This window comes from Pedobacter steynii (assembly GCF_001721645.1).
Lineage (GTDB): Bacteria > Bacteroidota > Bacteroidia > Sphingobacteriales > Sphingobacteriaceae > Pedobacter > Pedobacter steynii_A.
In genome coordinates, this window is the sequence record NZ_CP017141.1 from 2603028 (window position 1) to 2626257 (window position 23230).

At 40.2% G+C, this 23230-nt stretch carries 21 protein-coding genes; 7 read left to right on the top strand and 14 right to left on the bottom strand.

The window, feature by feature from the left end:
• Position 1: 1 nt before the first annotated feature.
• Both BFS30_RS10780 and BFS30_RS10785 read right to left on the bottom strand, forming a co-directional pair.
• A complete protein-coding gene (locus BFS30_RS10780; RefSeq protein ID WP_069379298.1) occupies positions 2 to 1120 on the bottom strand; it encodes a CapA family protein in 1119 nt (372 codons plus the stop codon).
• A gap of 82 nt (positions 1121 to 1202) precedes the next feature.
• Positions 1203 to 1757, bottom strand: a complete 555-nt coding sequence (locus BFS30_RS10785; protein ID WP_069379299.1) for a C40 family peptidase — start codon at positions 1755 to 1757, stop codon at positions 1203 to 1205.
• Between the two features lie 227 nt (positions 1758 to 1984).
• Between BFS30_RS10785 and pdhA the strand changes: the two genes are divergently transcribed.
• The 3 genes from pdhA (at position 1985) to hisS (ending at position 6121) form a co-directional block, all read left to right on the top strand.
• Positions 1985 to 2980, top strand: coding sequence for a pyruvate dehydrogenase (acetyl-transferring) E1 component subunit alpha (pdhA, locus tag BFS30_RS10790; RefSeq protein WP_069379300.1), 996 nt, complete (start codon positions 1985 to 1987; stop codon positions 2978 to 2980).
• Positions 2981 to 3010: 30 nt separating this feature from the next.
• Positions 3011 to 4663: a pyruvate dehydrogenase complex dihydrolipoamide acetyltransferase gene (locus BFS30_RS10795; RefSeq protein WP_069379301.1), complete on the top strand. Its 1653-nt coding sequence runs from the start codon at positions 3011 to 3013 to the stop codon at positions 4661 to 4663.
• A 72-nt stretch (positions 4664 to 4735) separates the two neighbouring features.
• Positions 4736 to 6121 (top strand): histidine--tRNA ligase, encoded by a 1386-nt coding sequence (gene hisS / locus BFS30_RS10800; RefSeq protein ID WP_069379302.1) that lies wholly within the window; start codon positions 4736 to 4738, stop codon positions 6119 to 6121.
• Here hisS and BFS30_RS10805 read toward each other — a convergent pair.
• The 5 genes from BFS30_RS10805 to hutU form a co-directional block, all read right to left on the bottom strand.
• A complete protein-coding gene (locus tag BFS30_RS10805; protein WP_069379303.1) occupies positions 6118 to 6597 on the bottom strand; it encodes a nuclear transport factor 2 family protein in 480 nt (159 codons plus the stop codon). The two genes, hisS and BFS30_RS10805, sit on opposite strands and share 4 nt — an antisense overlap.
• A 54-nt stretch (positions 6598 to 6651) precedes the next feature.
• A complete protein-coding gene (locus BFS30_RS10810; RefSeq protein WP_069382386.1) occupies positions 6652 to 7044 on the bottom strand; it encodes a response regulator transcription factor in 393 nt (130 codons plus the stop codon).
• 238 nt (positions 7045 to 7282) lie between these two features.
• On the bottom strand, positions 7283 to 8584 hold the full coding sequence (locus BFS30_RS10815) for an ABC1 kinase family protein (protein ID WP_069379304.1): 1302 nt from the start codon (positions 8582 to 8584) through the stop codon (positions 7283 to 7285).
• A 5-nt stretch (positions 8585 to 8589) separates the two neighbouring features.
• Positions 8590 to 9243, bottom strand: coding sequence for a TetR family transcriptional regulator C-terminal domain-containing protein (locus BFS30_RS10820; protein ID WP_069379305.1), 654 nt, complete (start codon positions 9241 to 9243; stop codon positions 8590 to 8592).
• Positions 9244 to 9362: 119 nt separating this feature from the next.
• The gene (gene hutU, locus BFS30_RS10825; protein ID WP_069382387.1) at positions 9363 to 11015 is read right to left on the bottom strand and encodes a urocanate hydratase; all 1653 of its coding nucleotides are present in this window, start codon (positions 11013 to 11015) and stop codon (positions 9363 to 9365) included.
• 78 nt (positions 11016 to 11093) lie between these two features.
• On the opposite strand from hutU, the gene BFS30_RS10830 reads away from it, so the two are divergent.
• Both BFS30_RS10830 and BFS30_RS10835 read left to right on the top strand, forming a co-directional pair.
• Entirely contained in the window at positions 11094 to 11429 is a 336-nt protein-coding gene (locus BFS30_RS10830) for a hypothetical protein (RefSeq protein ID WP_069379306.1), read from the top strand.
• 149 nt (positions 11430 to 11578) lie between these two features.
• A complete protein-coding gene (locus tag BFS30_RS10835; RefSeq protein ID WP_069379307.1) occupies positions 11579 to 13879 on the top strand; it encodes a TonB-dependent receptor in 2301 nt (766 codons plus the stop codon).
• 75 nt (positions 13880 to 13954) lie between these two features.
• Here BFS30_RS10835 and hutH read toward each other — a convergent pair whose 3' ends face one another.
• A complete protein-coding gene (gene hutH / locus BFS30_RS10840; protein ID WP_069379308.1) occupies positions 13955 to 15442 on the bottom strand; it encodes a histidine ammonia-lyase in 1488 nt (495 codons plus the stop codon).
• Positions 15443 to 15527: 85 nt separating this feature from the next.
• On the opposite strand from hutH, the gene BFS30_RS10845 reads away from it, so the two are divergent.
• Positions 15528 to 16517, top strand: coding sequence for an alpha/beta fold hydrolase (locus BFS30_RS10845; RefSeq protein WP_069379309.1), 990 nt, complete (start codon positions 15528 to 15530; stop codon positions 16515 to 16517).
• On the opposite strand, the gene BFS30_RS10850 is transcribed toward BFS30_RS10845, so the two are convergent.
• Positions 16512 to 17291, bottom strand: a complete 780-nt coding sequence (locus tag BFS30_RS10850; RefSeq protein WP_069379310.1) for a zinc-dependent peptidase — start codon at positions 17289 to 17291, stop codon at positions 16512 to 16514. The two genes, BFS30_RS10845 and BFS30_RS10850, sit on opposite strands and share 6 nt — an antisense overlap.
• Positions 17292 to 17294: 3 nt before the next feature.
• Positions 17295 to 18308 (bottom strand): Gfo/Idh/MocA family oxidoreductase, encoded by a 1014-nt coding sequence (locus BFS30_RS10855; protein ID WP_069379311.1) that lies wholly within the window; start codon positions 18306 to 18308, stop codon positions 17295 to 17297.
• Positions 18309 to 18453: 145 nt separating this feature from the next.
• Between BFS30_RS10855 and BFS30_RS10860 the strand changes: the two genes are divergently transcribed.
• A complete protein-coding gene (locus BFS30_RS10860; protein ID WP_069379312.1) occupies positions 18454 to 18798 on the top strand; it encodes a hypothetical protein in 345 nt (114 codons plus the stop codon).
• Positions 18799 to 18884: 86 nt separating this feature from the next.
• Here the strand turns inward: BFS30_RS10860 and BFS30_RS10865 are convergent, their stop codons facing one another.
• From BFS30_RS10865 to BFS30_RS10880, 4 genes are all read right to left on the bottom strand, one after another.
• A complete protein-coding gene (locus tag BFS30_RS10865) occupies positions 18885 to 19565 on the bottom strand; it encodes an OmpA family protein (RefSeq protein ID WP_069382388.1) in 681 nt (226 codons plus the stop codon).
• Positions 19566 to 19746: 181 nt separating this feature from the next.
• On the bottom strand, positions 19747 to 20445 hold the full coding sequence (locus BFS30_RS10870; RefSeq protein WP_069379313.1) for an ABC transporter ATP-binding protein: 699 nt from the start codon (positions 20443 to 20445) through the stop codon (positions 19747 to 19749).
• Positions 20442 to 21920, bottom strand: a complete 1479-nt coding sequence (locus tag BFS30_RS10875) for a DUF5687 family protein (RefSeq protein WP_069379314.1) — start codon at positions 21918 to 21920, stop codon at positions 20442 to 20444. The genes BFS30_RS10870 and BFS30_RS10875 overlap by 4 nt, the downstream gene beginning before the upstream one ends.
• A gap of 1 nt (position 21921) precedes the next feature.
• Positions 21922 to 23202: a replication-associated recombination protein A gene (locus tag BFS30_RS10880; RefSeq protein ID WP_069379315.1), complete on the bottom strand. Its 1281-nt coding sequence runs from the start codon at positions 23200 to 23202 to the stop codon at positions 21922 to 21924.
• Positions 23203 to 23230 lie beyond the last annotated feature (28 nt).

Below are 23230 nucleotides of genomic sequence, written 5' to 3' on the forward strand. Positions count from 1 at the left end.
TCTATTTTTTTTGTTCAATACGTCCCTCTTTCGAAAAATCAAGGCGGTGTCCGGGGAAGTCTGTGTCTGTAAGAAATTTTATTTTTTTAAAGGCACTGTAATTCTCATCTAAAGTCAGACGGTTTACTCTGTCCTGTTTTACTGAAACTACATCTGCATAAAGAAAATTTCCTTTTCCGTTTAGCTTAATCTGCAGTAATGGGGCAATTCCATTGGGCCCCTTCAGGCTGAACATTCCATAAGTACAGAAATTGCCGAGACTGTAGGCTATAAATTTATTTTTGTAAACTTCGACTGCCCTGGTTACATGAGGGCCATGGCCAATCACAATATCTGCTCCTGCATCGACTACTGAATGAGCGAACTGGTAAACATTACCCCTGTTTTCCTTATAAAAAATTTCATTTTTTCTTGGTACATGCTCAAATTTAGCCCCCTCACCACCGCCATGGAAAGAAACAATAACAATATCGACCTGCTTTTTTAGTCTTGTTACCAATGCTTTTGCACTGTCAATCTTATTGATTGAAACCGTGTTTTCATTGGGGGCAAAAGCACAGAAAGCATATTTTACACTATCTTTTTCAAAAATGGTAAAAGGATGAGACTGGAGGCCTGCATAATTGATCTGAAGAGAATCCAGAATTTCCGTGGTCCTTGTCCGTCCTTTTTTTCCAAAGTCACCTACATGATTGTTCGCGACACTCAGTAGGTTAAAGCCTGCTTTTTTGAAAATACCTGCATACCTTTCCGGCATTCTGAAAGCGAAACAGCTGTTGCTGTTAGGATCGCTGCACTTGGTAGATTTCCCATTGTCCAGTAAGCAGCCCTCAAGGTTTCCAAAAATGATATCTCCTTTCAAAAAATTATCTACCTCTTTGAAACTATTGACCGCATCATCGGCAGGGAGGTTTGCTTTGTCGGGGAAGGCTGATCCGAGCATCATATCGCCGACAGCAGTAATAGAAATGGTATCTGTAATGGAAAGCGTATCTCTTTTTATGGAGATCTGGATGCTGTCTTTTTTTATTTGCTGAGGAACGCTTGCGCTATTTCCCTGACAGCTAAACATAAATACAACCGATGAGAGGGTCAGAGCAATGGTGTTGGAGAATTTCATTGATTTAGAGGTAGTGTTTTATCATAAAAAAAGTCCTCCCAGAGATTTAGGAGGACTCAATATATATTTTTGTATGCTGAGGTTACTCCTCAATCAGGTCATTTTTTACAGGGTCTAAAATTCTGCCACCCTTATAAAAATACCTGGAATAATAAGGTTCGTTTAAATTGCTGATCACCACTCCGCGACTGGAGGATGCATGAGCGAAGCGGTTATCACCCAGATAAATGCCAATATGCGTAATGCTACGGCTTTTGATCTTAAAGAATACCAGGTCTCCTTCTTTTAACTCATCTTTTGGCAATGGGTCTACCATGCTAAAGATGTCACGTGAATTGCGGAGTATAGTGGTGTTGAAAACTTTATCGTAAATGGCTTTTGTGAAAGCAGAACAATCAATGCCTCTTTTGGTATTTCCTCCAAATCGGTAAGGAGTTCCAATCCATTCATAAATGAATTTGTAGAGTTTTATATTAGACGTTGCATCTACCGCAACACCCATTACCTGAGAAAAATATTGGGAAGCTAAATTATCAGGGTCTTCTAATTTATTGGTTTCTTTTGTTTTTGTCTGTGCTTGAGCTGCAGAAAGGCTGCACACGACAATGAGGGTAGAAAACAAAAATTTTTTTATCATACTATTAAGTTTGGGTAATAGACACTTACACTTAAACGTACACCACTGGGGCTTATTGTCCGGTGCCAAAACTATGTATTTTACAAATGTTATCCAAATGTAAAATGTTTAAATCTAAAAGTTATCCACATTATATGTAACCTTAGTGTTCATTTTACATGTATTTCTTCTATATGTTGCAATAAAAAAGTAGATTTGCTCTTGTAAATAAAAACCAATACCCAAAAATGAGTGCAGTAGAAATTAATAAAGATACCTATCTGAAGTGGTTTGAGTCGATGTTGCTGATGCGCAAGTTCGAAGAAAAAACAGGTCAATTGTACGGACAACAGAAAATCCGTGGTTTTTGTCACCTATACATAGGTCAGGAAGCTGTGGTAGCAGGAGCTATTTCGGCACTACAACCAGAAGATTCTATGATCACTGCCTACCGCGATCATGCACATGCTTTAGCAAAAGGTGTGAGTGCAAACAGCATTATGGCAGAGATGTATGGTAAAGCTACCGGATGTTCTAAAGGAAAAGGTGGTTCTATGCACATGTTTAGCAAAGAACATAACTTTTACGGTGGACATGGTATCGTTGGTGGACAAATTCCATTAGGAGCAGGTATCGCTTTCGCTGAGAAATATAAAGGCACTAAAAATGTAAACGTTTGTTACATGGGTGACGGCGCTGTTCGTCAGGGTGCTTTAAACGAAGCCTTTAACATGGCGATGTTATGGAAATTACCTGTCATCTTTGTTTGTGAAAACAACGGTTATGCAATGGGAACCTCTGTGGAGCGTACTACAAACATGACTGATATATATAAAATAGGTTTAGGTTTTGATATGCCATGTGCACCGGTAGACGGAATGGATCCTGTTGCAGTTCACACTGCAATGGATGAAGCTGCTCAACGTGCAAGAAATGGCGATGGACCTACATTCTTAGAGATCAGAACTTACCGTTACCGCGGCCACTCGATGTCTGATCCTGCAAAATATCGTTCTAAAGACGAATTGGAATCTTACAAAACCAAAGATCCTATTGAAGCGGTTAGAGAAACGATCCTTCAGGAAAAATATGCTGATCAGGCCTGGATCGAAGAGATCGAAGCAAAAGTGAAACAAATTGTTGATGATGCTGTTAAATTTGCAGAGGAGTCACCTTGGCCGGAAGCATCAGAATTGTATCAGGATGTTTATGTACAACAGGATTATCCTTACGTACAAGATTAATTTAGAACGCATTTCATTTAATAATATAGAATGGCTGAAATAGTTAGAATGCCCAAAATGAGCGACACCATGACTGAAGGTGTGATGGCGAAGTGGCATAAAAAAGTTGGCGATAAAGTTAAAAGTGGCGATGTAATGGCCGAAGTGGAAACCGATAAGGCAACCATGGATTTAGAGTCATATTGGGATGGTACCGTTTTGTACATTGGTGTAGAAGAAGGTAAAGCTGTTCCTGTTGATGCGGTGATTGCTGTCATAGGTAAAGAAGGCGAAGATTATAAAGCAGCGTTGGATGCTGAAGGTGCTGCGGCCCCATCAGCTGAAGCGAAGCCGGCAACGGATGCCGCTCCTGCAGAAAAACCTGCTGAAGATAAAAAAGAAACACCTGCTGGTATTACGGATGCGGATTTAGAAAAAATGGGTGTTACTGTAGTAAGAATGCCTTTGCTAAGTGATACGATGACTGAAGGCGTGATCGCTGAGTGGCATAAAAAAGTTGGTGACAAAATTAAGAACGATGATATTCTTGCCGATGTGGAAACCGATAAGGCGACTATGGAGGTTATGGGATACGCAGACGGAACTTTATTACATATTGGTGTTGAAAAAGGTGCAGCAGCTAAAGTGAACGGAATTATCGCGATTGTTGGTCCTGAAGGGACTGATATCAGTGGTATTCTTGCGCAAGGCGATGCTCCGGCAAAACCTGCAGCAGATAAAAAAGCAGATGCTCCGGTAGCAGAAAGCGCTCCGTCTGTAACAGCAGAAGCCGCGACTGAAGGTTCAGATCGCGTAAAAGCATCTCCTCTGGCAAAGAGAATTGCGAAAGACAAAGGTATTGACCTTGCTCAGGTAGCAGGCAGTGCTGATGGCGGACGTATCATCAAAAAAGACATTGAAAACTTCAAGCCAGCTGCAGCAGCGCCTGCACCGGCAGAGACAACTTCTGCAGCTCCTGCAGAAAAACAAGCTCAGGTAAGTATTCCTCAGTTTATCGGCGAAGAGAAATATACAGAGAAACCGGTTACTCAGATGCGTAAAGTAATTGCTAAACGTTTATCTGAAAGCCTATTTACAGCGCCGCATTTCTATTTAACAATGGCTATTGATATGGATGGTGCAATTGCTGCACGTACTAAGATCAATGAATATGCGCCTGTTAAAATCTCTTTCAATGATATGGTCTTAAAAGCAGTTGCGATTGCTTTAAAACAACATCCTAATGTTAACTCTTCGTGGTTGGGCGATAAAATCCGTTACAATGAGCATGTAAACATTGGTGTAGCAGTAGCTGTTGAAGATGGTCTATTGGTTCCTGTAGTTCGTTTTGCAGACGGTAAATCACTATCTCATATCTCTGCGGAAGTAAAAGATTTTGCACAACGTGCTAAAGCGAAAAAATTACAACCTGCTGATTGGGAAGGTTCGACTTTCACTATCTCTAACTTAGGAATGTTTGGAATTGATGAATTTACAGCGATCATTAACCCACCTGATGCCTGTATCCTTGCAATTGGAGGAATCTCTCAGGTTCCAGTGGTTAAAAACGGTGCAGTAGTTCCAGGGAATGTCATGAAAGTAACCTTAAGTTGTGATCACCGCGTGGTGGATGGTGCAACAGGATCTGCTTTCTTACAGACACTAAAAGCATTGTTAGAAGAACCAGTAAGGTTATTGGTTTAAAATATTTAAATAATCTGAAAAGCTGCCTCGGCAGCTTTTTTTATGCCTGTTACTTTTTGTACTTTTGTCGCTATGTCGAATATTAAACCTTCTCTAGTTAAAGGAACCCGTGATTTTTCACCTCAGGAAATGGTCAAACGCAATTATATTTTTGATACTATAAAAACGGTATTTAAAAAATATGGATATGCGGAAATACAAACCCCAACGATGGAAAACCTGAGTACTTTAACAGGTAAATACGGAGATGAAGGAGATAAACTGATCTTTAAGATTTTAAACAGCGGGGATTTCCTTTCTAAAGTAAATCCGGAATTGCTGGCCAATGCCAACTCCCAAAAATTGATTTCATCAATTAGTGAGAAAGCATTAAGATATGATTTAACTGTGCCTTTTGCCCGTTACGTGGTGATGCACCAGAATGAAATTTCCCTGCCTTTTAAGCGCTTCCAGGTTCAGCCTGTGTGGAGAGCTGACCGGCCACAGAAAGGTCGCTACAGAGAGTTCTATCAGTGTGATGTGGATGTAGTAGGATCAGATAGCTTATTGAATGAAGCAGAATTTGTATTGATCTATCAGGAAGCCCTGAGTAATCTTGGTCTGAAAGATTTTACCATCAAGCTGAACAACCGTAAAATATTATCGGGAATTGCTGAAATTATCGGTAAGCCAGAGTTGATCATAGACATGACTGTTGCGATTGATAAACTGGATAAAATTGGTTTGGATGGCGTAAGTAAAGAACTCCTTGAGCGTGGATTTACAGAAGCGGACCTGGAGAAATTAAAACCGGTAATTTTATTGCAGGGAAGTAATGAAGAGAAATTGCATAGCCTTCGTGCCGTTCTTGCAGATTCAGCGACCGGAATGAATGGCATTGCAGAGATTGAAACGGTTTTCAGATATATAAAAGGATTACTACAGGCTAACCCGGAACTTAATCCGGATTTAGAGTTAGACATAACCCTTGCCCGTGGTTTAAATTATTATACTGGTTGTATTTTTGAAGTGAAAACCAATGAAGCTGCAATGGGAAGTATTGGAGGAGGTGGTCGTTACGATGACCTGACTGGAATGTTTGGCCTGAAAGGATTAACTGGAGTTGGCATTTCTTTTGGTGCCGACCGGATTTACGATGTATTGTTGGAATTAAACCTTTTCCCTGAATCTGTAGCAGCAGGAACAAAAGTTCTGATCAGTAATTTTGATGAAGGTGCAGAAATATATGCCCTGCCAATCGTCCAGCAATTGAGGAATGCAAATATCGCAGCTGAGTTATATCCTAGTGCAGCAAAGCTTAAAAAACAAATGAGTTATGCAGATGCCAAGAACATTCCATACGTCATTCTGATTGGAAGCGAAGAAATGCAAAATGGGGAACTGACTTTAAAAGATATGCATAGTGGGCAACAGGATAAATTATCCCTGGAAGCCATTATTGAAAGAATTAAGGATTAATCTTTGGATAATTCTTTCTCCATATAAGCAGCCAGTTTTGTGCTGGCTTGCTTTCTTACCTTATTTTTGAGAAATGAGGTCCATCCTAATAATAATCCGGTTAATCCCAGGGACTGTTTTGACCAGTTATAGAAGTTGAAATGATCAGTATGTCTAATGATTTTGCCATTTTCAATAATAAAGCTGGCGTCAATCCGATTCAACACTTTTCTACCAGTTGCAGAAAAGGTATAATAAGCGTCCCAGTGAGCCCTTACGCCCTGTTCCTCTGCTCTGATATCACTAAAGTCGATGCGCATATCTTTCCCACCTTTTATCAACATTGCCCACATTGCACATACTTCTTTTGCATTTAGATTTACAAAAGCTTCGTCGCTAAATGTGGCCTGGTCACTATAGCATTCCTGCATAGTGGCCACATCTTTGTTCTGAAAAGCAGTATAGAATTTGGTAATGAGCGCTTCGTTGGCATTCATATCGTTTTATTAATTTGAGTTAAGATACGAATTTCCGGGGAACAGCTTACCAGATTAATAAACCTTCCCTGCAAGAATCCCCTCAATTCTGTCCAGAAGATCATCAATGTCGAAAGGCTTGGCCAGGAAACCATTAGGCTTGAACGCACCATGTTGGATATTCTCTTCAGTATACCTTGCTGAGATCATCAGTACGGGGATGTCTGCGGTGCTGGCTTCAGACCTCAATTGGGTTAGCAGTTCCCTGCCATCCCCATCAGGAAGCATAATGTCCATGATGACCAGATCAGGCTTAAGTTGTTCAATATGCATCATCATATCTACACTTTTATTCAGACCTGTTACCTTATAAGCTTCACTTTGTAAAATTAGGGTGATGACATCAAGGATGGCATGATTGTCTTCAATGACAAGTATGTTTTTGTAAATCTTAGAGCTATTTGCCAAAATCGGAATGTGTTTTAGGAATACAAATATATTTAACAAGATTGATTTGTTTATATATTATTTGATTTTTATAAACAGAGTTCTGTAAATAGCCTGCTACAGAGCAATAAAAATGCTAAGCAAAAAAAATGAACTAAAATGAAACCTTTTGCTTATTAACCCGTCTTATGTATAAGTTTTAGGTTAAAAAAAAAGGTGCAATTGTGGCGATTGTGCCTTTTTTATTTGCAGCAATATTTTACTGAAGATGCGGCTGAAAACTGTCTGTATTGACCAGCGCTTTTAGCTCTTGCAGAATTGTATATAGACCAAAATTGGTACGGTTTACGTAAATGAAATGTTTAACTCCTCTGGCTTGCTTAAATTCAGGCATAGTGGCTACTTTCTCTGCATACGCATACAACTGTTCAAAGAATTCAGGTTTACTGAAATCAAATGTTTTGCTGGTGTATGGACGGGCAAATAATTCAATCATTTCCCGGTATGCTTTGTAGTAAAATTCTATTTGACTTTCTGTATCGTCTTTGTGAATCATGTCGAGTTGACGGAAAGCCGCAATGGTTTTAGCCTTGTCTTTAATTACATCTGTCGAAATCAGCGAGAAGAAAGGATGATAGAAATCATCTGGCATCTCTTTAATACAACCAAAATCTATGACACCCAGTTTTTCATCAGGAGTAATCATAAAATTACCTGGATGGGGATCCGCGTGTACGGCCCTGAGCTCATGCTGCTGAAAATTATAGAAATCCCATAAAGCCTGCCCGATTTTATTCCGAAGTTCCTGTGATGGGTTTGTTTTTAAAAACTCTTTTAGGTGCATCCCTTCAATCCAGTCCATCGTAATGATTCGTTTTCCGGATAGCGCTGGATAGTATTTTGGAAACACAACATTGTTCAGGTGTCTGCAAGCTTCAGAGAATTTGATAGATCTCTTCACTTCGAGTTCATAATCTGTCTCTTCAAGTAGTCTTTCTTCTACTTCTTTGATATAGATATTAAGGTCTTTTTCATTCATCCCCAGTAATCTGAAAGCAAAGGGCTTTACCAGTTTCAGATCTGAAGAGATGCTGTCACCAACTCCTGGATATTGTATTTTAACAGCCAGGGTCGTTCCATTTAACTCTGCCTGATGTACCTGTCCGATCGAGGCGGCATTACTCGAATGAATGTTAAAATTATCATAGATCTGATCAGGAGTTTTTCCGAAATTTTTGCTGAAAGTTCTGACAATCAGCGGGCCGGAAAGAGGAGGTGCATTATATTGAGATTGTGTAAACTTGTCGACATAAGATTTGGGGAGTATGTTCTTGTCCATACTCAACATCTGTGCAATCTTTAAAGCACTGCCTTTAAGCTCACTGAGCGATTTATAAATGTCAGTTGCATTGTCTTCGTTTAGCTCGTCTCTACTCAGACCAGGATTGAATAGCTTTTTCGAATAATGTTTGATGTAATTTCCGCCGATCTGAATTCCTGTTTTTACAAATTTCGCTGATCTCTGTCCCTTTGTTACGGGAATGCTTTCCTGCTCTTTCATGAATATTAAAGCCCCATCTTTTCTTTGAATTTACCATTTCTGGAAAGAAATTTTCCGTAATCCAGCAGGTTGTCCAGTGGAGAGCGCTCAAAAAGGTCAAAGGTTACGTTGATGCCTTTTTCAATAGCCTCATCTGTTTTCTCGAATCCGGAGCTATCGTCATTTATCCAGAAATTCAGAATAAAACCAAACTGAATCCATACGGCATCTTTGTATCTTTTGCTCAAAAATTTACGGTCGGCAAGTTCTCCATTGTCTAGGCCTTCATTGATGATTTGTTCCGCGAAATTTTCAAAAATGGGTTTTACACCTGATAAAACATCTGGGGTACTGAATTTATTGTTAGTAGACTTTAACGTATAAATGATGAAACTCCTTTGTTTTTTTAAGACCTCTACATAGCTGTAGAAGAAGGCAAGGATCCGCTCGCGGGAGGAATACTGACTCCAGACTTCCTGGTCCTCGATAGTATTAATGGTCTCTAGGGTGAGCTCAACCCAGATGTTCTTTTCAATGCTCTCAAATGAGGCATAAGACTCATAGAAATCAGCTTCTGAAATTTTTAACTTCTTAACGAAACTGTATACTGATTTTGGTTTTTCATCATTGCTAAGTACGTAGTCGATGTACGCATTCTTAATTTGCTGAGCCGTTGCCATTCCTTTTTATTTTAATAATAAACGTTAAAGCGGTCTGCTTAGTTTTGCAGACCGCTCAATTTAGCTTATTATTCCATCATAATTTTGTAATAAAAACAATAACGGAGCAACGGGAATTCTTAAAGACCTAACCTGTGTTGACGTAAAGTATCTTTGGCGATATCATATCCGGCGTCCGCATGTCTGATTACACCCATTGCCGGGTCATTGTGTAAAACTCGTTTGATCCTGACAGCTGCATCATCGGTCCCATCAGCAACGATCACCATTCCTGCATGGATAGAATAACCTATTCCAACACCGCCACCATGGTGTAAAGAAACCCAACTGGCACCACCAGCGGTATTAATCAACGCATTTAGAATCGGCCAGTCAGCTACTGCATCAGAGCCATCTAGCATGGCTTCGGTCTCTCTGTTTGGCGAGGCTACTGAGCCGGTATCAAGGTGATCCCTTCCAATTACTATAGGTGCTTTTACTTTACCTTCCGCTACCAGTTTATTGAATGCCAATCCGGCTTTCTCTCTTTCTCCCTGACCAAGCCAGCAAATACGTGCGGGCAGGCCCTGGAATGCAATGCGTTCCTGAGCCATAGTGATCCATTGTTTCAGACTTTCATTCTCTGGAAAAAGTTCCAAAATCAGTTTATCCGTTTCATAGATGTCCTGTGGGTCGCCACTTAGTGCAGCCCAGCGGAAAGGCCCCTTTCCTTCACAAAATAGCGGACGAATATAAGCGGGTACAAAACCAGGAAAATCGAAGGCATTTTCAACCCCTACTTCCAACGCTCTTCCGCGAAGGTTATTTCCGTAGTCAAAAGTGATCGCACCACGTTTTTGCAGCTCCAGCATTTGTCGTACATGTTTTGCCATTGTTGCGTACGACTGTTTTACATATTCTTCCGGATTTTCAATACGTAGTTTCGCTGCTTCAGCAACACTAAGTCCTTCAGGGAAATAACCAATTAATGGATCATGTGCAGAAGTCTGGTCAGTTAATGTATCAGGAATGATATTTCGGTCTATCAATCGCTGTAACAATTCTACGGCATTACAAACCACGCCAATAGAAATGGCTTTCCCGTCTTTTTTATATTGTAAGGCTTTATCAATAGCTGTATCGATATCATGTTCAATCTCATCAATGTAACGGGTTTCCAGCCGCTTTTGAATGCGCCATTCTTCCACATCAGCAGCAAGACAAACACCCTGGTTCATGGTGATGGCTAGCGGCTGTGCTCCACCCATTCCTCCTAATCCGGCCGTCACATTCAATGTGCCTTTCAGGTTACGCTGAAAATGTTTGCGCGCCAGAGCAGCATAAGTCTCATAGGTGCCCTGTACGATTCCCTGCGAACCGATATAAATCCATGATCCGGCCGTCATCTGACCATACATCATCAATCCTTTATCTTCCAGTTCATCAAAATGCTGCTGAGTTGCCCATTTTGGGACTAACTGGGAATTGGATATTAAAACCCTTGGAGCGTCTTTATGCGTTGGTAATATACCCACTGGCTTTCCAGATTGGATCAGTAAGGTTTCGGTATCTTCTAAATTTTGTAGTGCTTTTACAATCAGGGCTAAAGCTTCCTTGTTTCTGGCAGCTTTACCGCGACCACCATAAACGATCAGGTCTTCCGGACGTTCAGCTACTTCAGGATCAAGGTTATTTAACAGCATTCGTAACGCCGCCTCCTGTACCCATCCTTTACAGGTCAATGTATTTCCGGTTGGGGTTTGTTTTTTACTTAAGTCTAAACTAATATCCATATTTGCAGTCATATAAGGGCAATGTTATAAAACAAATGTATGTATTTATACGAAATTGAGTATTTTTAGCCTTCAAAATTGAAAAAGAACAGGCAACATATCCACCAGATTATATCCATTGTTTTGCTGTGGGTGTTTGCTGTTGCATTGATTCCTTTTGGCGCTTTACATCACCATGAAGAGGAAGTTCAATGTGTGAAACACCAGAAAACCTGTAGTCATAAACTACATGTCAGCAATCATACCGATAACTGTCTGATCTGTGCAGCACATTTTGAAAAAAACTACCTTCATCAGTACACTCATTTTCAGGTGTTCCTGGAGATGAGAACGATATCCAAAGACTACGCTACTGCCAGCGGTTCTTATACGGAGCTTATTGGTTCTTCCCTCCGCGGCCCCCCTGTTGTGTAATATTATCTTTCTTTTTATAATTTCCAGGCAATGTAAATCCGTGTACAATGATACGCGCATTTTGTTTCGTCAGGAGAGCTGATTCTATTCAGCGATTTTCTTTTTATACACAACAGAACATTGGCGAGGGCCAATAAATAAAAACACACATGAAAAAGATACATCTTGTATTAATTGTCTTGCTATATACTTTTTTTTCTGCCAATAGTTTTGCGGCAGAATTGTCAGAAGTTAAGGGTAAAATTACCGATGCCAGCACTCAGGAACCTTTGGCTGGCGCCACAGTATACATCAGCGATTTAAAAGCGGTAACGACCACTAATAGCAACGGAGAGTTTACCTTAAAAAACATTCCTTCAAAGGGAAGATTTTTAATGGAGGTCCGTTTTATAGGTTATAAAACTTATTCAAAAATGGTAGATCTGGCTACCATCAATACCTTAAATGTTCCTATGGAGCCTTCGGTTATCGAAAGTGCAGAAGTGGTGATCACCGGCTCTCCTTTTAGTTCCAACAATAAAACAAACAGTTTGTCAGTAGTAACCGTTGGCAAAGATAAACTGGCTCAGGCCGGAGGGACGAATCTGGTTGATGCGATTTCCAGAATTCCTGGTGTTTCGCAGGTGAGTACAGGCGGAGCAATCTCTAAGCCCACTATCCGGGGATTAGGCTATAACAGGGTATTAACCATGGTAGACGGTGCCAGAGAAGAGGCGCAACAATGGGGTGATGAACACGGAATTGAGGTAGACCAGTTTTCTGCAGCACGGGTGGAGATCCTGAAAGGACCAGCCAGTTTGCTTTATGGATCTGACGCATTGGGAGGAGTGATTAATATTATTGATGACCTTGTTCCTCCGCCGGGGGTATTCAACGGAGATTTTACGACTTCTTATAGTACCAATAATGGACTTAGTGCGTCTTCTTTGATGCTTCAGGGCAATGATAACGGATTTGTATATCGTGGGCGTGCTTCTTATAAGAACGCTTATGGTTTTGGTTATAAAAATACTACGGTCCCGAATTCAGGATTTAATGAGTTTAATCTGAATGGAATGGTTGGGCTAAATAAAAGCTGGGGATATTCTCACCTGACTTTCTCCCGTTTTCATACCAATATTGGCCTGGTGGAAGATGGGCCAAACGAGCAGGGAAATTTCCTGAATGAGAATGGAGAGGTGATTACAAAATCTGAAGCACAGGAAAGAAGATTAGGTTTACCTTTTCAGAACATCAATCACTACCGTGCAGCATTGAACAGTAATTTTATTTTGGGTAACGGACAGCTGAAAACTACTTTCGCCTTTCAAAGAAATATGAGAAAGGAATTTGAAGAAAGTGCAACTGAACCGGGCTTGAATTTAAACCTGAACTCTTATACCTATGATGTAAAGTATTATTTTCCTAATGCGGGCAAATGGGAACCTGCAATTGGTGTTCAGGGCATGTACCAGAAGAATGTCAATAAGGGCGATGAATTCCTGATTCCTGATTACAATAGCAATAATATTGGAGCTTTTGCATACCTGAAACGGAACTTTGAAAAAGGAGCGATCAATATTGGTGCCCGTTATGATTATAAAAAAATAAACGGAGAAGACCTATCTATAGATGGGGAACAGGTATTTAATCGCTTTGATAATAAGTTCTCTAATATTTCCGGTTCTATCGGTTTTGCTTATGAGGTAGCCAAAAATCTCGTGTTGAAAGGAAATGCCGGATCGGGGTTCAGGGCACCAAATATTGCTGAACTTGCCGCAAATGGTCGTCATGAAGGGACTTTTAGGTATGAAATTGGAAATAGTAAACTGAAGCAGGAAACCAGCTTACAGTTTGATCTTGGCCTGGAGTATACGGCAAAATCTGTAACGTTTGGCCTGAATGCTTATGCCAACAGAATCTTTAACTACATCTATCCGGGGAATTTCAATAAGGAAACTAAAGAGTTGACCAACGAAGCAGGAGAAATAGAAATTTTACCTGTCTATCGTTTTGTACAGACAAAAGCAGACCTGATTGGTGGTGAAGCATCTATGGATTTTCACCTGGTGAAATCGCTTCACTTTGAAAATTCATTTGCTTATGTCAGAGGAATTAACCGCTCTGATGATTCTCCATTGCCATTCATTCCGGCGGCATCTATTAATAATGAGCTGCGCTTTGAACCAGGCATAAAAGGGCTTGACGGAACTTATATTAAAGTTGGTGTTAGTAATGTATTAAAACAGGCTCGCTTTGATAGCTTTGAAACACAAACCGATGGTTATACTTTGCTAGATGCAGGTATAGGAACATCAATCAAGACGGGAAAAGGAAAACTGAATCTATGGGTAACTGGACAGAATCTGTTGGATAAAAAATATTACAATCACCTGAGCAGATATAAGCCTGCAGGTATTTATAATACAGGAAGGAATGTTACTTTCGGAATCAACATTCCGTTTATGTAGGAAATCTCATTCAAAAATAAGAACAGGGCTATCATGATCAACATGGTAGCCCTGTTCTTTTATGATACTATCGTATTAAATTTTTTCTGTTTTCAGGAAGTTCACTGAAGCCGCGATATCTGTTGCCAATAGACGATCTGCCTCATTAAAAGAAACCACTTTTCTATAATTAGCAACCAATGATTCAATAGCGTCTGAAGAAGCCAGAGGCTTTCTTAGGTCTAATGCCTGTGTTGCGGTGAGCAGTTCTATTGCCAGGATTCTTTCCAGGTTATAGACTACTCGTAAACACTTGGTCGCTGCATTCGCACCCATACTTACATGGTCTTCCTGTCCATTGCTGGAAACAATACTGTCTATAGATGCTGGTGTACACAGCTGTTTATTTTCACTTGCAATAGATGCTGCGGTGTATTGCGTAATCATCAAACCCGAGTTTAAGCCTGCATCCTTTACCAGGAAAGGGGGTAATCCTCTCTGGCCGGAAATCAGTTGAAAAGTTCTTCTTTCAGAGATAGAACCAAATTCTGCCAGAGCTATACACAGGAAGTCCAGTGTCAGCGCTAAAGGCTGCCCGTGGAAATTGCCCGCAGAGATAATGCGGTCTTCGTCTGGAAATACATTTGGATTATCTGTTACGGAATTGATTTCTGTTTCAAAAACAGATTGAATATAGTTGATGCTGTCTTTACTTGCCCCATGCACCTGAGGCACGCAACGGAAAGAATAGGGATCTTGAGTTTGCTTGCCTTCGCGCTTGATCAGTTCACTTCCATTCAGCCATTTACTAATATTCTGGGCTGTATGTATTTGTCCTGCATGCGGTCTGATGATATGGCTAAATGTATCAAATGGATCAATTCTGCAGTCAAATCCATCGATGGAAATTGCAGCAATTGCATCTGCCCATTTTGCCAGGCTCTGTGCTTTAAGCAGACAGAAAACACCGTAGGAACTCATGAACTGAGTACCGTTAATTAAAGCCAGGCCTTCTTTAGATTGAAGCTTTAATGCTTCCCAACCTAAAGTAGCATAAAGCTCTTTTGTCGTTGTTTTTATCCCTTTATAGAGAACTACACCTTCCCCAATCAACGGCAAGGCCAGGTGAGCTAGTGGAGCCAGATCGCCGGAAGCACCTAAAGAGCCCTGGGTGTAGATTACCGGGAGAATATCATTATTGTAAAAATCAATCAGACGCTGAACGGTAGTTAAGGCGATTGCAGAATGCCCATAGCTAAGGGACTGAATTTTCAGCAATAACATCAAACGTACAATCTCAGAAGATACTTCCTCTCCGGTACCACAGGCGTGGGACAACAGTAAATTATGTTGCAATTGAGAAAGTTTCTCAGATTCGATCTCTACATTTTGTAAATAGCCAAATCCGGTATTGATTCCATATATAGGGCCATCATGACGTTTAAGCTTATCGTCCAGATAGTTTCTGCATTTTTTTATTTTAGCAAGGGCCGCATCGGATAATTGTAGGGTTTGTTTTTCTTCGATGATCCAGGCGATTTGTGCCAGAGATAATCTTTCCAAACCTATTTGGTAAGTGCTCATACTTTTTATATTTCTGCAAAATTATAAATAATGCTTAAGTTTAGAACTTTCGATCCTTTTTATTGTTTTTTCTAAAATTTCACCTATGTTTTCTAAAAAAATCTCATTTTACTTCTTGTTTTTCTTCGGTAGCCTTGCTGGTATGGCTCAGCAAACAGATACTTTGTCTATCACTTTGGAAAACGTTAAATATGCTTACCCCGTAAAATATTTCCCTATTCATGCTGAAGGTCAGGACCTGCGGATGGCGTATATGGACGTTGCTCCTCTGAATGCTCCAAATGGAAGAACTGTAGTGCTCTTTCATGGAAAGAATTTTGGGGGTTATTATTGGGGAAATACGATAAAAGCACTCAGAGAAAGGGGATTCAGAGTGATTGTTCCTGATCAGATTGGTTTTGGAAAATCCTCGAAAGCATTTATTCATTATAGTTTCCATCAGATGGCACGATGGAATAAAGCCTTACTGGATACTTTAGGAATTCAAAAAGCAAATATCCTGGGGCATTCTATGGGAGGGATGCTGGCTACCCGTTTTGCTTTATTGTACCCGGAAAGTACAGAAAAACTATTGCTGGAAAATCCAATAGGATTGGAAGATTACAGAAGTTTTGTTCCTTATATCAGCACAGAAGATCAATATAAAACTGAGCTGAAAGCTACCGCCGAAAGTGTCAGGAAATATTATCAGAGTTCTTATTTTACTGTTTGGAAACCGGAGTATGAGGAGCTGGTACGTATTGCCGGAGGAGTAACTGCCGGTGCTGACTTTCCGCGTTGGGCGAAAGTAGCAGCCATGACTTTTACTATGATCTATGAACAGCCGGTGGTTCACGAGTTTATCAATGTTCGCGTACCTGCTGTTTTATTTATTGGTAAAGAAGATAAGACTATAGTGGGAAAGGGCTTGCTCAGCCCTGATCAACAAGCTTTACACGGGCAGTACCGTTTTCTTGGGAAACAAACTGCGGCTAAAATTCCAGGCGCTAAGATTGTGGAGTTTGAAGGCTGTGGGCATATTCCTCATATAGAAATACCCACAGAATTCAATGTTGCCCTACTGGGGAGCCTATAGCAGTTTTTGCGCTGGATCCTGTAAAAATATCTCAGACAAACTTTCATAAAGTTCAGGATGCCTGGATTTAAACTGATCTGGTTTCTCAAAGAAATATTCTGATACCACAGCAAAGAATTCTGCTTCATTGGTAATCGCATAAGGGTTAATGTCTGATTTTCCCTGTTCAATTTTGTGCATCTCCCCATGGATCATTTTGATCCATGGGATAGTGTACTCATGTTTCATCAGGTTTTCCGGAATTCCATCTGTAGCCCCATCTGATTTGTCCAGCAAGTGTACAAATTCATGTATCGCTGTATTCTCTTTATCTGCTGCATTGGAGAAACCCTGAAGTAATGCAGCTCTGGACAAGATCATCTGCCCATTCATATAACCGCTTCCAACCATTCCTGAAATGTTTCTGTCTCCCCCTTCATATTGAAAATCTTTATTAAAGGTATCAGGATATAATAATACATTCGTCAGATTGTCGTATCTCCAGTCTTCAAAACCGAAAACCGGGATCACAGCACTTGAGGCAATTAAAAGTTTGTCCAGGACACTGATCGGAGTGCCTACTCCTTCTATATGTATCCCGCTTAAAAAAGCAGAGAGCCTCTGTTCAAATCGGAGACGATCATCTACCGTGAGGTGTTGATAATAGGTTACATGCTGGAATAACAACTGTTTATCTGACTCACTCAGGCTCACATAATTTTTATGATTGTCTTTTCTGAAAATGAAATAAATTACCAACAGAAAGATGGGGATAAGGATGAAAAAAGACTGCATATTTTAAGCTTCGAGAATTTCCAGTTGAGTAATAACCTTCTCCTCTGTTACCGGATAAGGCTGCTGATTGATCAGACTTTGATATACCGCTTCAAATAGGGGCAGGTAGCTTCCCCTCAGCGATGGAATATCATATTTTGTTTTATTTCCCTCTTCGTCAATTAAGGTCAGTTTACCAGCTGTTCCAGGTGCTTCAATACCATAAGCGGGATCAGAGACTTTCATTCCCTGTAATAATTGTGCTTCCTGAGCATCTGCTCTCACCTTATGTAAGGAACCTTTGGTACCGTTAATGACAAAGGCAGGTAAAGCATCGACCACCATCATGTTCGAATGAACAAATACATGAACACTTTCCGGGTAGCTCAGATGGATTGAAAAATAATCATCGACTTTGGTCCCTACCCGGTTTTTCCCTAAAATTTTATGAAATGAGTCCGGTTTGCCGAAAATACTTAGTGCCTGGTCCAATAAATGCGGGCCTAAATCATACATCAACCCACTTGCTGCTACAGGTTCTTCCTTGAAACTTTTTACACCAATTGTGGAGCGATATCTGTCATAACGGAAATGGACTTCGCTCAACTTACCAAGTTTTCCGCTGTCAATCACTTCTCGTACGGCAATAAAATCACTATCCCATCTCCTGTTTTGATAGAAGAAGATTTTTCTGTCCAATTGTTTTGCCAGACTGAAAATTTCTTTAGCTTCAGCAGAACTGGCGACGAATGGTTTTTCTACCAAAATATGTTTCCCTGCAGTTAATGCTTTTTTGGCATAGTCGTAATGAGTATTGTTAGGGGTATTGATAATGATCAACTCGATCGCTTCATCAGCAATTAAATCATCGATGCTATCGTAACTAATAATTCCCGGATAATCACTTGCCGCGGTCTTGTGGTTTCTTTCCGTTACTGCATGTAATTTAAATCCAGGATGAGCATGCACAAATGGGGCATGAAATACTTTTCCTGACATACCATAGGCCATCAGGCCGGTTACGATCTCTTTTTTCATTAGTATATGTTTATCTTTCTATCGGTTATGAAGTAATCTTAAACCCTGTGAATCTATTTTCAATACGCTAAAAATAACAAAACGCTCGGCTAAACGCTTAATCTTAATGTAATAAAGCACAAATGCTAATTTGTATCTTTGTTCCATGAAACCTGCAGAAATACACGCGAAATGGAAAGTTTTGCAAGAAAAGATAGCTCAGGAGTTTGATTCTGATATACCCGATTTAAAGGTCATGTTATTTTTAATCGGTGTGCAGGAATTGGGCAAGGGACCTGGCAAGTATAGTAAACGTCAAAAGGAAGAATTAATGCACATTGCAACCTGTCGCTTATTAAGTGAAATGGGATTCTATGAACTGGAAGGATTAGATCAGGATGGATGGCCACATTGGAAATTGGTAAAGCCAGTTCCATCGTTTGCAATGATGGAGCAGGAATTGTTACTGAAGTCATTAGCCATCCATTATTTTGAGGATATCTATCAGTAAGAACCTATAAAAAGTTAAACAATAAAAAACCCGAAGTACAAAGTACGACGGGTTTTTGTTTTTATAGGTAGATGTAAATGTGCTTATTATTTGCCTTGTTGTTTGGCTTCTTTTTTCAATTGATCGTTTGCTACGATAACTACCTCAACTCTACGGTTTGCAGCTCTTCCAGCCTCAGTAGTGTTGTCTGCAATTGGCTCAGAGAATCCTTTTCCTAACGTAATTAAACGTGAAGATGGAACGCCTTGAGAAACTGCATATGCTTTAACAGCGGCAGCTCTTCTTTCAGAAAGACCCAGGTTATAAGTTTCTGTACCTTTATTATCTGTATGACCAATTACTTTGATATCTGTTCCAGGATATTGGTTGATAGAACCAGCTAGAGACTGGATATTTGTTTTTGCTGAAGCTGTTAAATCAGATTTATCAAAACCAAATAGAATACCGCTATCAAATTTTACAATGATACCTTCTCCTTCACGGATTACTTCAGCATTAGGGATTGCATTTTGAATCTCAGCCGCTTGTTTATCCATTCTTTTTCCAATAAATCCACCCGCAGTACCACCTACAGCAGCACCAATGATAGCTCCAACAGCAGTATTACCTGCTTTTTTGCCTATAATAGCACCTAGAACACCACCCGCAGCGGCTCCGATACCAGCTCCTTTTTGTGTTTTAGTTAAACTATCGCAACCTTGAAATGTCATTGCACCCATGGCTAAAGCGATACTAAATGTGGCTATTTTAAATTTTGAAGTAATCATAATCTTTTTATTTGTTTTACTCAGAGCATTAATCAAACCTGATGCCAATCTTATTCTTTTGTAAAATTATTGTGTCATGTGAATATTTTAACACTCAGATGTCTGCTAAAAGCTTGTGATAACAAATATCTGTAAGAAAAACTGACTACAATTCTGTACAATTACTCTGTTGTAGTCCTGTTTATCCGGAAAAATATTCTTCCAGTTCCCGTAACGTATTTTCATTGGTGCGGAGATCTTTAATGATCAAACCCTTTTCCATTAAGATAATCCGGTCACATACATCTGTGACATGATTCAAGTCATGACTGGATATAAGAGTAGTCATATTATATTCTTGTTTCAGCGACTTTATCAGTGTTCTTAACCTGATCTGAGTGGTGGGGTCTAAATTTGCAAAAGGCTCATCCAATACCAGTAGCTCCGGAGCTTGCATTAACGCCGCGGCAATCCCAATCTTATTTTGATTGCCTTTAGAAAAGTCCCTGATGTATTTTCCCTTGCCCAGAATCTCGTCATTAAAGAACTCATGAAATTGTTTAAGGTAATCCATCACATGGGCAACACTCATTTTGTGTAAGCTTCCAATAAAGATAAAGTACTCCTCAGAAGTCAGATAGTCTATTAAATAACCTTCATCCAGATAGGACGCGGTGTATTCCTTCCATTGATCGTCATTTATTACTGTTGAGCCCTTAGATAAAATTTGTCCCTGATCCGGACGGATCAGGTCGAGCAGCATTCTGAACAAGGTTGTTTTCCCTGCACCGTTATTACCCACAATCCCTATTGTTTCCCCGGCATTGATCTGTAAATCTGAAATATTTACCACGGTTCTGCCCCCGTATACTTTTTGTAAACTCGAAATTTCTAAAATCATGATTTTTCTCTAAAGCCCTCGGTAATCTTGTATTTTCTTTTATTAAACTCATTCACGATAAAATCCACCCAGAATTCACGGGTTAAGAGAGCGGTTAGTCCACAGCCTCCTAATGCAAGGAGTCCCCAATAGGGTGATCCTGATAATGAAAATGGTAGCACAATCAGATATGGAGATAAAAAATATGGAAGCCCTAATACCCACTGGCTGGCACCGACTCCCTGGAAGTTGAAACTTGATCCCTTACTCAGGTCCATCGATCTGTAATTTCTTGTCGCGAAGTACAAGACGATCACCGTCCCGATTCCAATATTATAAAAATAAGCTGCGAATTGAATCACAAGTATTTTCCAGCTGATAAGGCCATACAAGCAGGCCACCAGAGTAGTAAGGGTAGAAAACAGAGTAAACATCAGGAATTTTGCTTTTATAAAATTTCTGACGCTTATTTTATTAGCCATCAACCCATCAAAATGGGCGGATTGCCAGCCAAACATAAACTGTCCATAGATGCTGATGGAATTTCCCGTCATAAATACGGATGCAAATAACATCAGTTCCAGGTTATCCTTATCCAACAGTTCTTTTTTATAAAAGAGGAAGCCGTAGAGCAGAAACAGCATACTCATGGTTATCGCTGATCGGCTTCTTTTATTTCTGAGGATAAGTTTAAGCTCCATTGCCACCAATACGCCAATTTCTCCGAACCGGTCCAGGAAAGGATAATCAGTGCTGGTCTTTTTTTCTTCATTTTTACTCAGCTCTTCAACGTAAAGATTGTTTCGGAGATATCTGGAGTTGAGTTGATACAGAAATATAGCCAGAAGGGTAAACCCAAATCCTGCAGCAGGATAGCTGGTAATAAAGGCGAATACCCCGTTGGAAATTTCTGCAATAGAGAAAACCTTAAAGTATTCCATCAGGCCCGTAACAATAATCAGCAAGAACATTATTGGAACAATCCTTAGGTTTTGAATACTCTTTCTCTTAAGGTATAAGGCCAAGTAATTGTTAAAAATAGCTAGTGAAGCAATAGACACAACGTACATTAAAGCAGTAAAAGGATCATATACGCTAGATATTGCTGTAACACAAAAGGGAACAAATAAGAAAACAGGCAAAAGATTAAAGGCAGAAAATAAAGCCCTGGTGTTTAGGAAATTTACGATTTTCTTTTTCGGAATCTTTAGGTGCAGGTAAGGTACAATACTTAGCGTTGGTAACTCCTGAAGTTGCATGCGCATCAGGAAATCGACGGCAAAGTAATAAAGGATAACCCCATTAAATATCGTAAAGACATCTTTCCCCGGGAATATTTTTTCTATGAAAATTTCCAGGCCTATTCCTAAGAAAAAAGCCACAGCCAGTAGATAGAGCACTACAATCCCAATAAATATTTGAGTAGCAATGGTACTTCCTTTGTTTTTCGATCGCCAGAAGGCTTTCCATTGGTGATCCAGAAAAGTATTGAGCATATTAATAGTTGTATTTATTTTTCCAGTTCTGTTTCAGCTTCTCTCTAAGTTTATCTTCAGCAGGATTTTTCCCGGGATCATATAATTTTGTACCACTCAGCATCTCAGGAAAATATTCCTGCTCAGAAAAGTTCCCTTCATAGCCATGTGAATACTGATAGTCTTTGCCATAGCCTATATTTTTCATGAGCTTAGTCGGCGCATTTCTGATGTGTAAAGGAACGGGCAGATTGCCGCTTTGTTTCACCAGAGCCTGTGCCTTATTGATGGCTTCATAAGCAGCATTGCTCTTCACCGAAGATGCCATATAGGTCACTGCCTGGGAAAGAATAATCCTGGACTCAGGGTAGCCAATTACATTAACTGCCTGAAAGCAATTATTGGCTAATAACAAGGCATTCGGATTGGCATTCCCAATATCTTCAGAAGCAAGAATCAATAGCCTCCGGGCAATGAACAGCGGATCTTCTCCACCTTCAATCATTCTGGCCAGCCAATATACCGCAGCATTAGGATCACTACCCCTGATGGATTTAATAAATGCAGAAATGATATCGTAATGTTGCTCGCCCGCTTTATCATATAGCGCCAGATTTTGTTGTGCATGCTCCAGGACCTTTTCATTCGTGAGGATGATTTTATCCCCCCCAATACCATTAATTGCAATCTCCAGTACATTGAGGAGTTTCCTGGCATCTCCTCCGGATAGGCGGATCAGGGCTTCATGTTCTTTGATGGTGATTTTCTTGTCTTTCAGAATGACATCCTGCTTGATTGCAGTTTGCAATAATCCGGATAGCTCCTCTTCATCAAGAGATTTTAAAATATATACCTGCGAGCGGGAAAGTAATGCGGAGATGACTTCAAAAGAAGGATTTTCTGTTGTGGCCCCGATTAAGGTAACCAATCCTCTTTCTACGGCGCCTAATAAGCTGTCTTGCTGTGATTTACTGAAACGGTGGATCTCATCAATAAAAAGAATCGGCAGGCCCATCAGGCTATCTTTAAGTAAAGCAGCCCTATCAATCACATCCCTAATATCTTTAACCCCCGAATTAATAGCACTGAGGTTAAAAAAGGGACGGTCAAGTGTTTGTGATATGATGTAGGCCAGTGTAGTTTTACCAACACCGGGTGGACCCCAAAATATCATAGAGGGAAGCTGCCCGCTCTGAATTGCTTTACGCAATACCGCATCGGGACCTACTAAATGCTTCTGTCCAACATACTCGTCCAGATTCTGTGGACGCATCCGTTCTGCTAAAGGGGGTAGGTTTTGCATATAGGTAAAGATAATACCTTAATCGCAA

Excerpts from the sequence above, each read along its gene's own strand:
- BFS30_RS10780 (WP_069379298.1), bottom strand. The coding sequence starts at position 1,120 with ATGAAATTCTCCAACACCATTGCTCTGACCCTCTCATCGGTTGTATTT.
- BFS30_RS10785 (WP_069379299.1), bottom strand. The coding sequence starts at position 1,757 with ATGATAAAAAAATTTTTGTTTTCTACCCTCATTGTCGTGTGCAGCCTT.
- pdhA (WP_069379300.1), top strand. The coding sequence starts at position 1,985 with ATGAGTGCAGTAGAAATTAATAAAGATACCTATCTGAAGTGGTTTGAG.
- BFS30_RS10795 (WP_069379301.1), top strand. The coding sequence starts at position 3,011 with ATGGCTGAAATAGTTAGAATGCCCAAAATGAGCGACACCATGACTGAA.
- hisS (WP_069379302.1), top strand. The coding sequence starts at position 4,736 with ATGTCGAATATTAAACCTTCTCTAGTTAAAGGAACCCGTGATTTTTCA.
- BFS30_RS10805 (WP_069379303.1), bottom strand. The coding sequence starts at position 6,597 with ATGAATGCCAACGAAGCGCTCATTACCAAATTCTATACTGCTTTTCAG.
- BFS30_RS10815 (WP_069379304.1), bottom strand. The coding sequence starts at position 8,584 with ATGAAAGAGCAGGAAAGCATTCCCGTAACAAAGGGACAGAGATCAGCG.
- BFS30_RS10820 (WP_069379305.1), bottom strand. The coding sequence starts at position 9,243 with ATGGCAACGGCTCAGCAAATTAAGAATGCGTACATCGACTACGTACTT.
- hutU (WP_069382387.1), bottom strand. The coding sequence starts at position 11,015 with ATGGATATTAGTTTAGACTTAAGTAAAAAACAAACCCCAACCGGAAAT.
- BFS30_RS10835 (WP_069379307.1), top strand. The coding sequence starts at position 11,579 with ATGAAAAAGATACATCTTGTATTAATTGTCTTGCTATATACTTTTTTT.
- hutH (WP_069379308.1), bottom strand. The coding sequence starts at position 15,442 with ATGAGCACTTACCAAATAGGTTTGGAAAGATTATCTCTGGCACAAATC.
- BFS30_RS10845 (WP_069379309.1), top strand. The coding sequence starts at position 15,528 with ATGTTTTCTAAAAAAATCTCATTTTACTTCTTGTTTTTCTTCGGTAGC.
- BFS30_RS10850 (WP_069379310.1), bottom strand. The coding sequence starts at position 17,291 with ATGCAGTCTTTTTTCATCCTTATCCCCATCTTTCTGTTGGTAATTTAT.
- BFS30_RS10855 (WP_069379311.1), bottom strand. The coding sequence starts at position 18,308 with ATGAAAAAAGAGATCGTAACCGGCCTGATGGCCTATGGTATGTCAGGA.
- BFS30_RS10860 (WP_069379312.1), top strand. The coding sequence starts at position 18,454 with ATGAAACCTGCAGAAATACACGCGAAATGGAAAGTTTTGCAAGAAAAG.
- BFS30_RS10865 (WP_069382388.1), bottom strand. The coding sequence starts at position 19,565 with ATGATTACTTCAAAATTTAAAATAGCCACATTTAGTATCGCTTTAGCC.
- BFS30_RS10870 (WP_069379313.1), bottom strand. The coding sequence starts at position 20,445 with ATGATTTTAGAAATTTCGAGTTTACAAAAAGTATACGGGGGCAGAACC.
- BFS30_RS10875 (WP_069379314.1), bottom strand. The coding sequence starts at position 21,920 with ATGCTCAATACTTTTCTGGATCACCAATGGAAAGCCTTCTGGCGATCG.
- BFS30_RS10880 (WP_069379315.1), bottom strand. The coding sequence starts at position 23,202 with ATGCAAAACCTACCCCCTTTAGCAGAACGGATGCGTCCACAGAATCTG.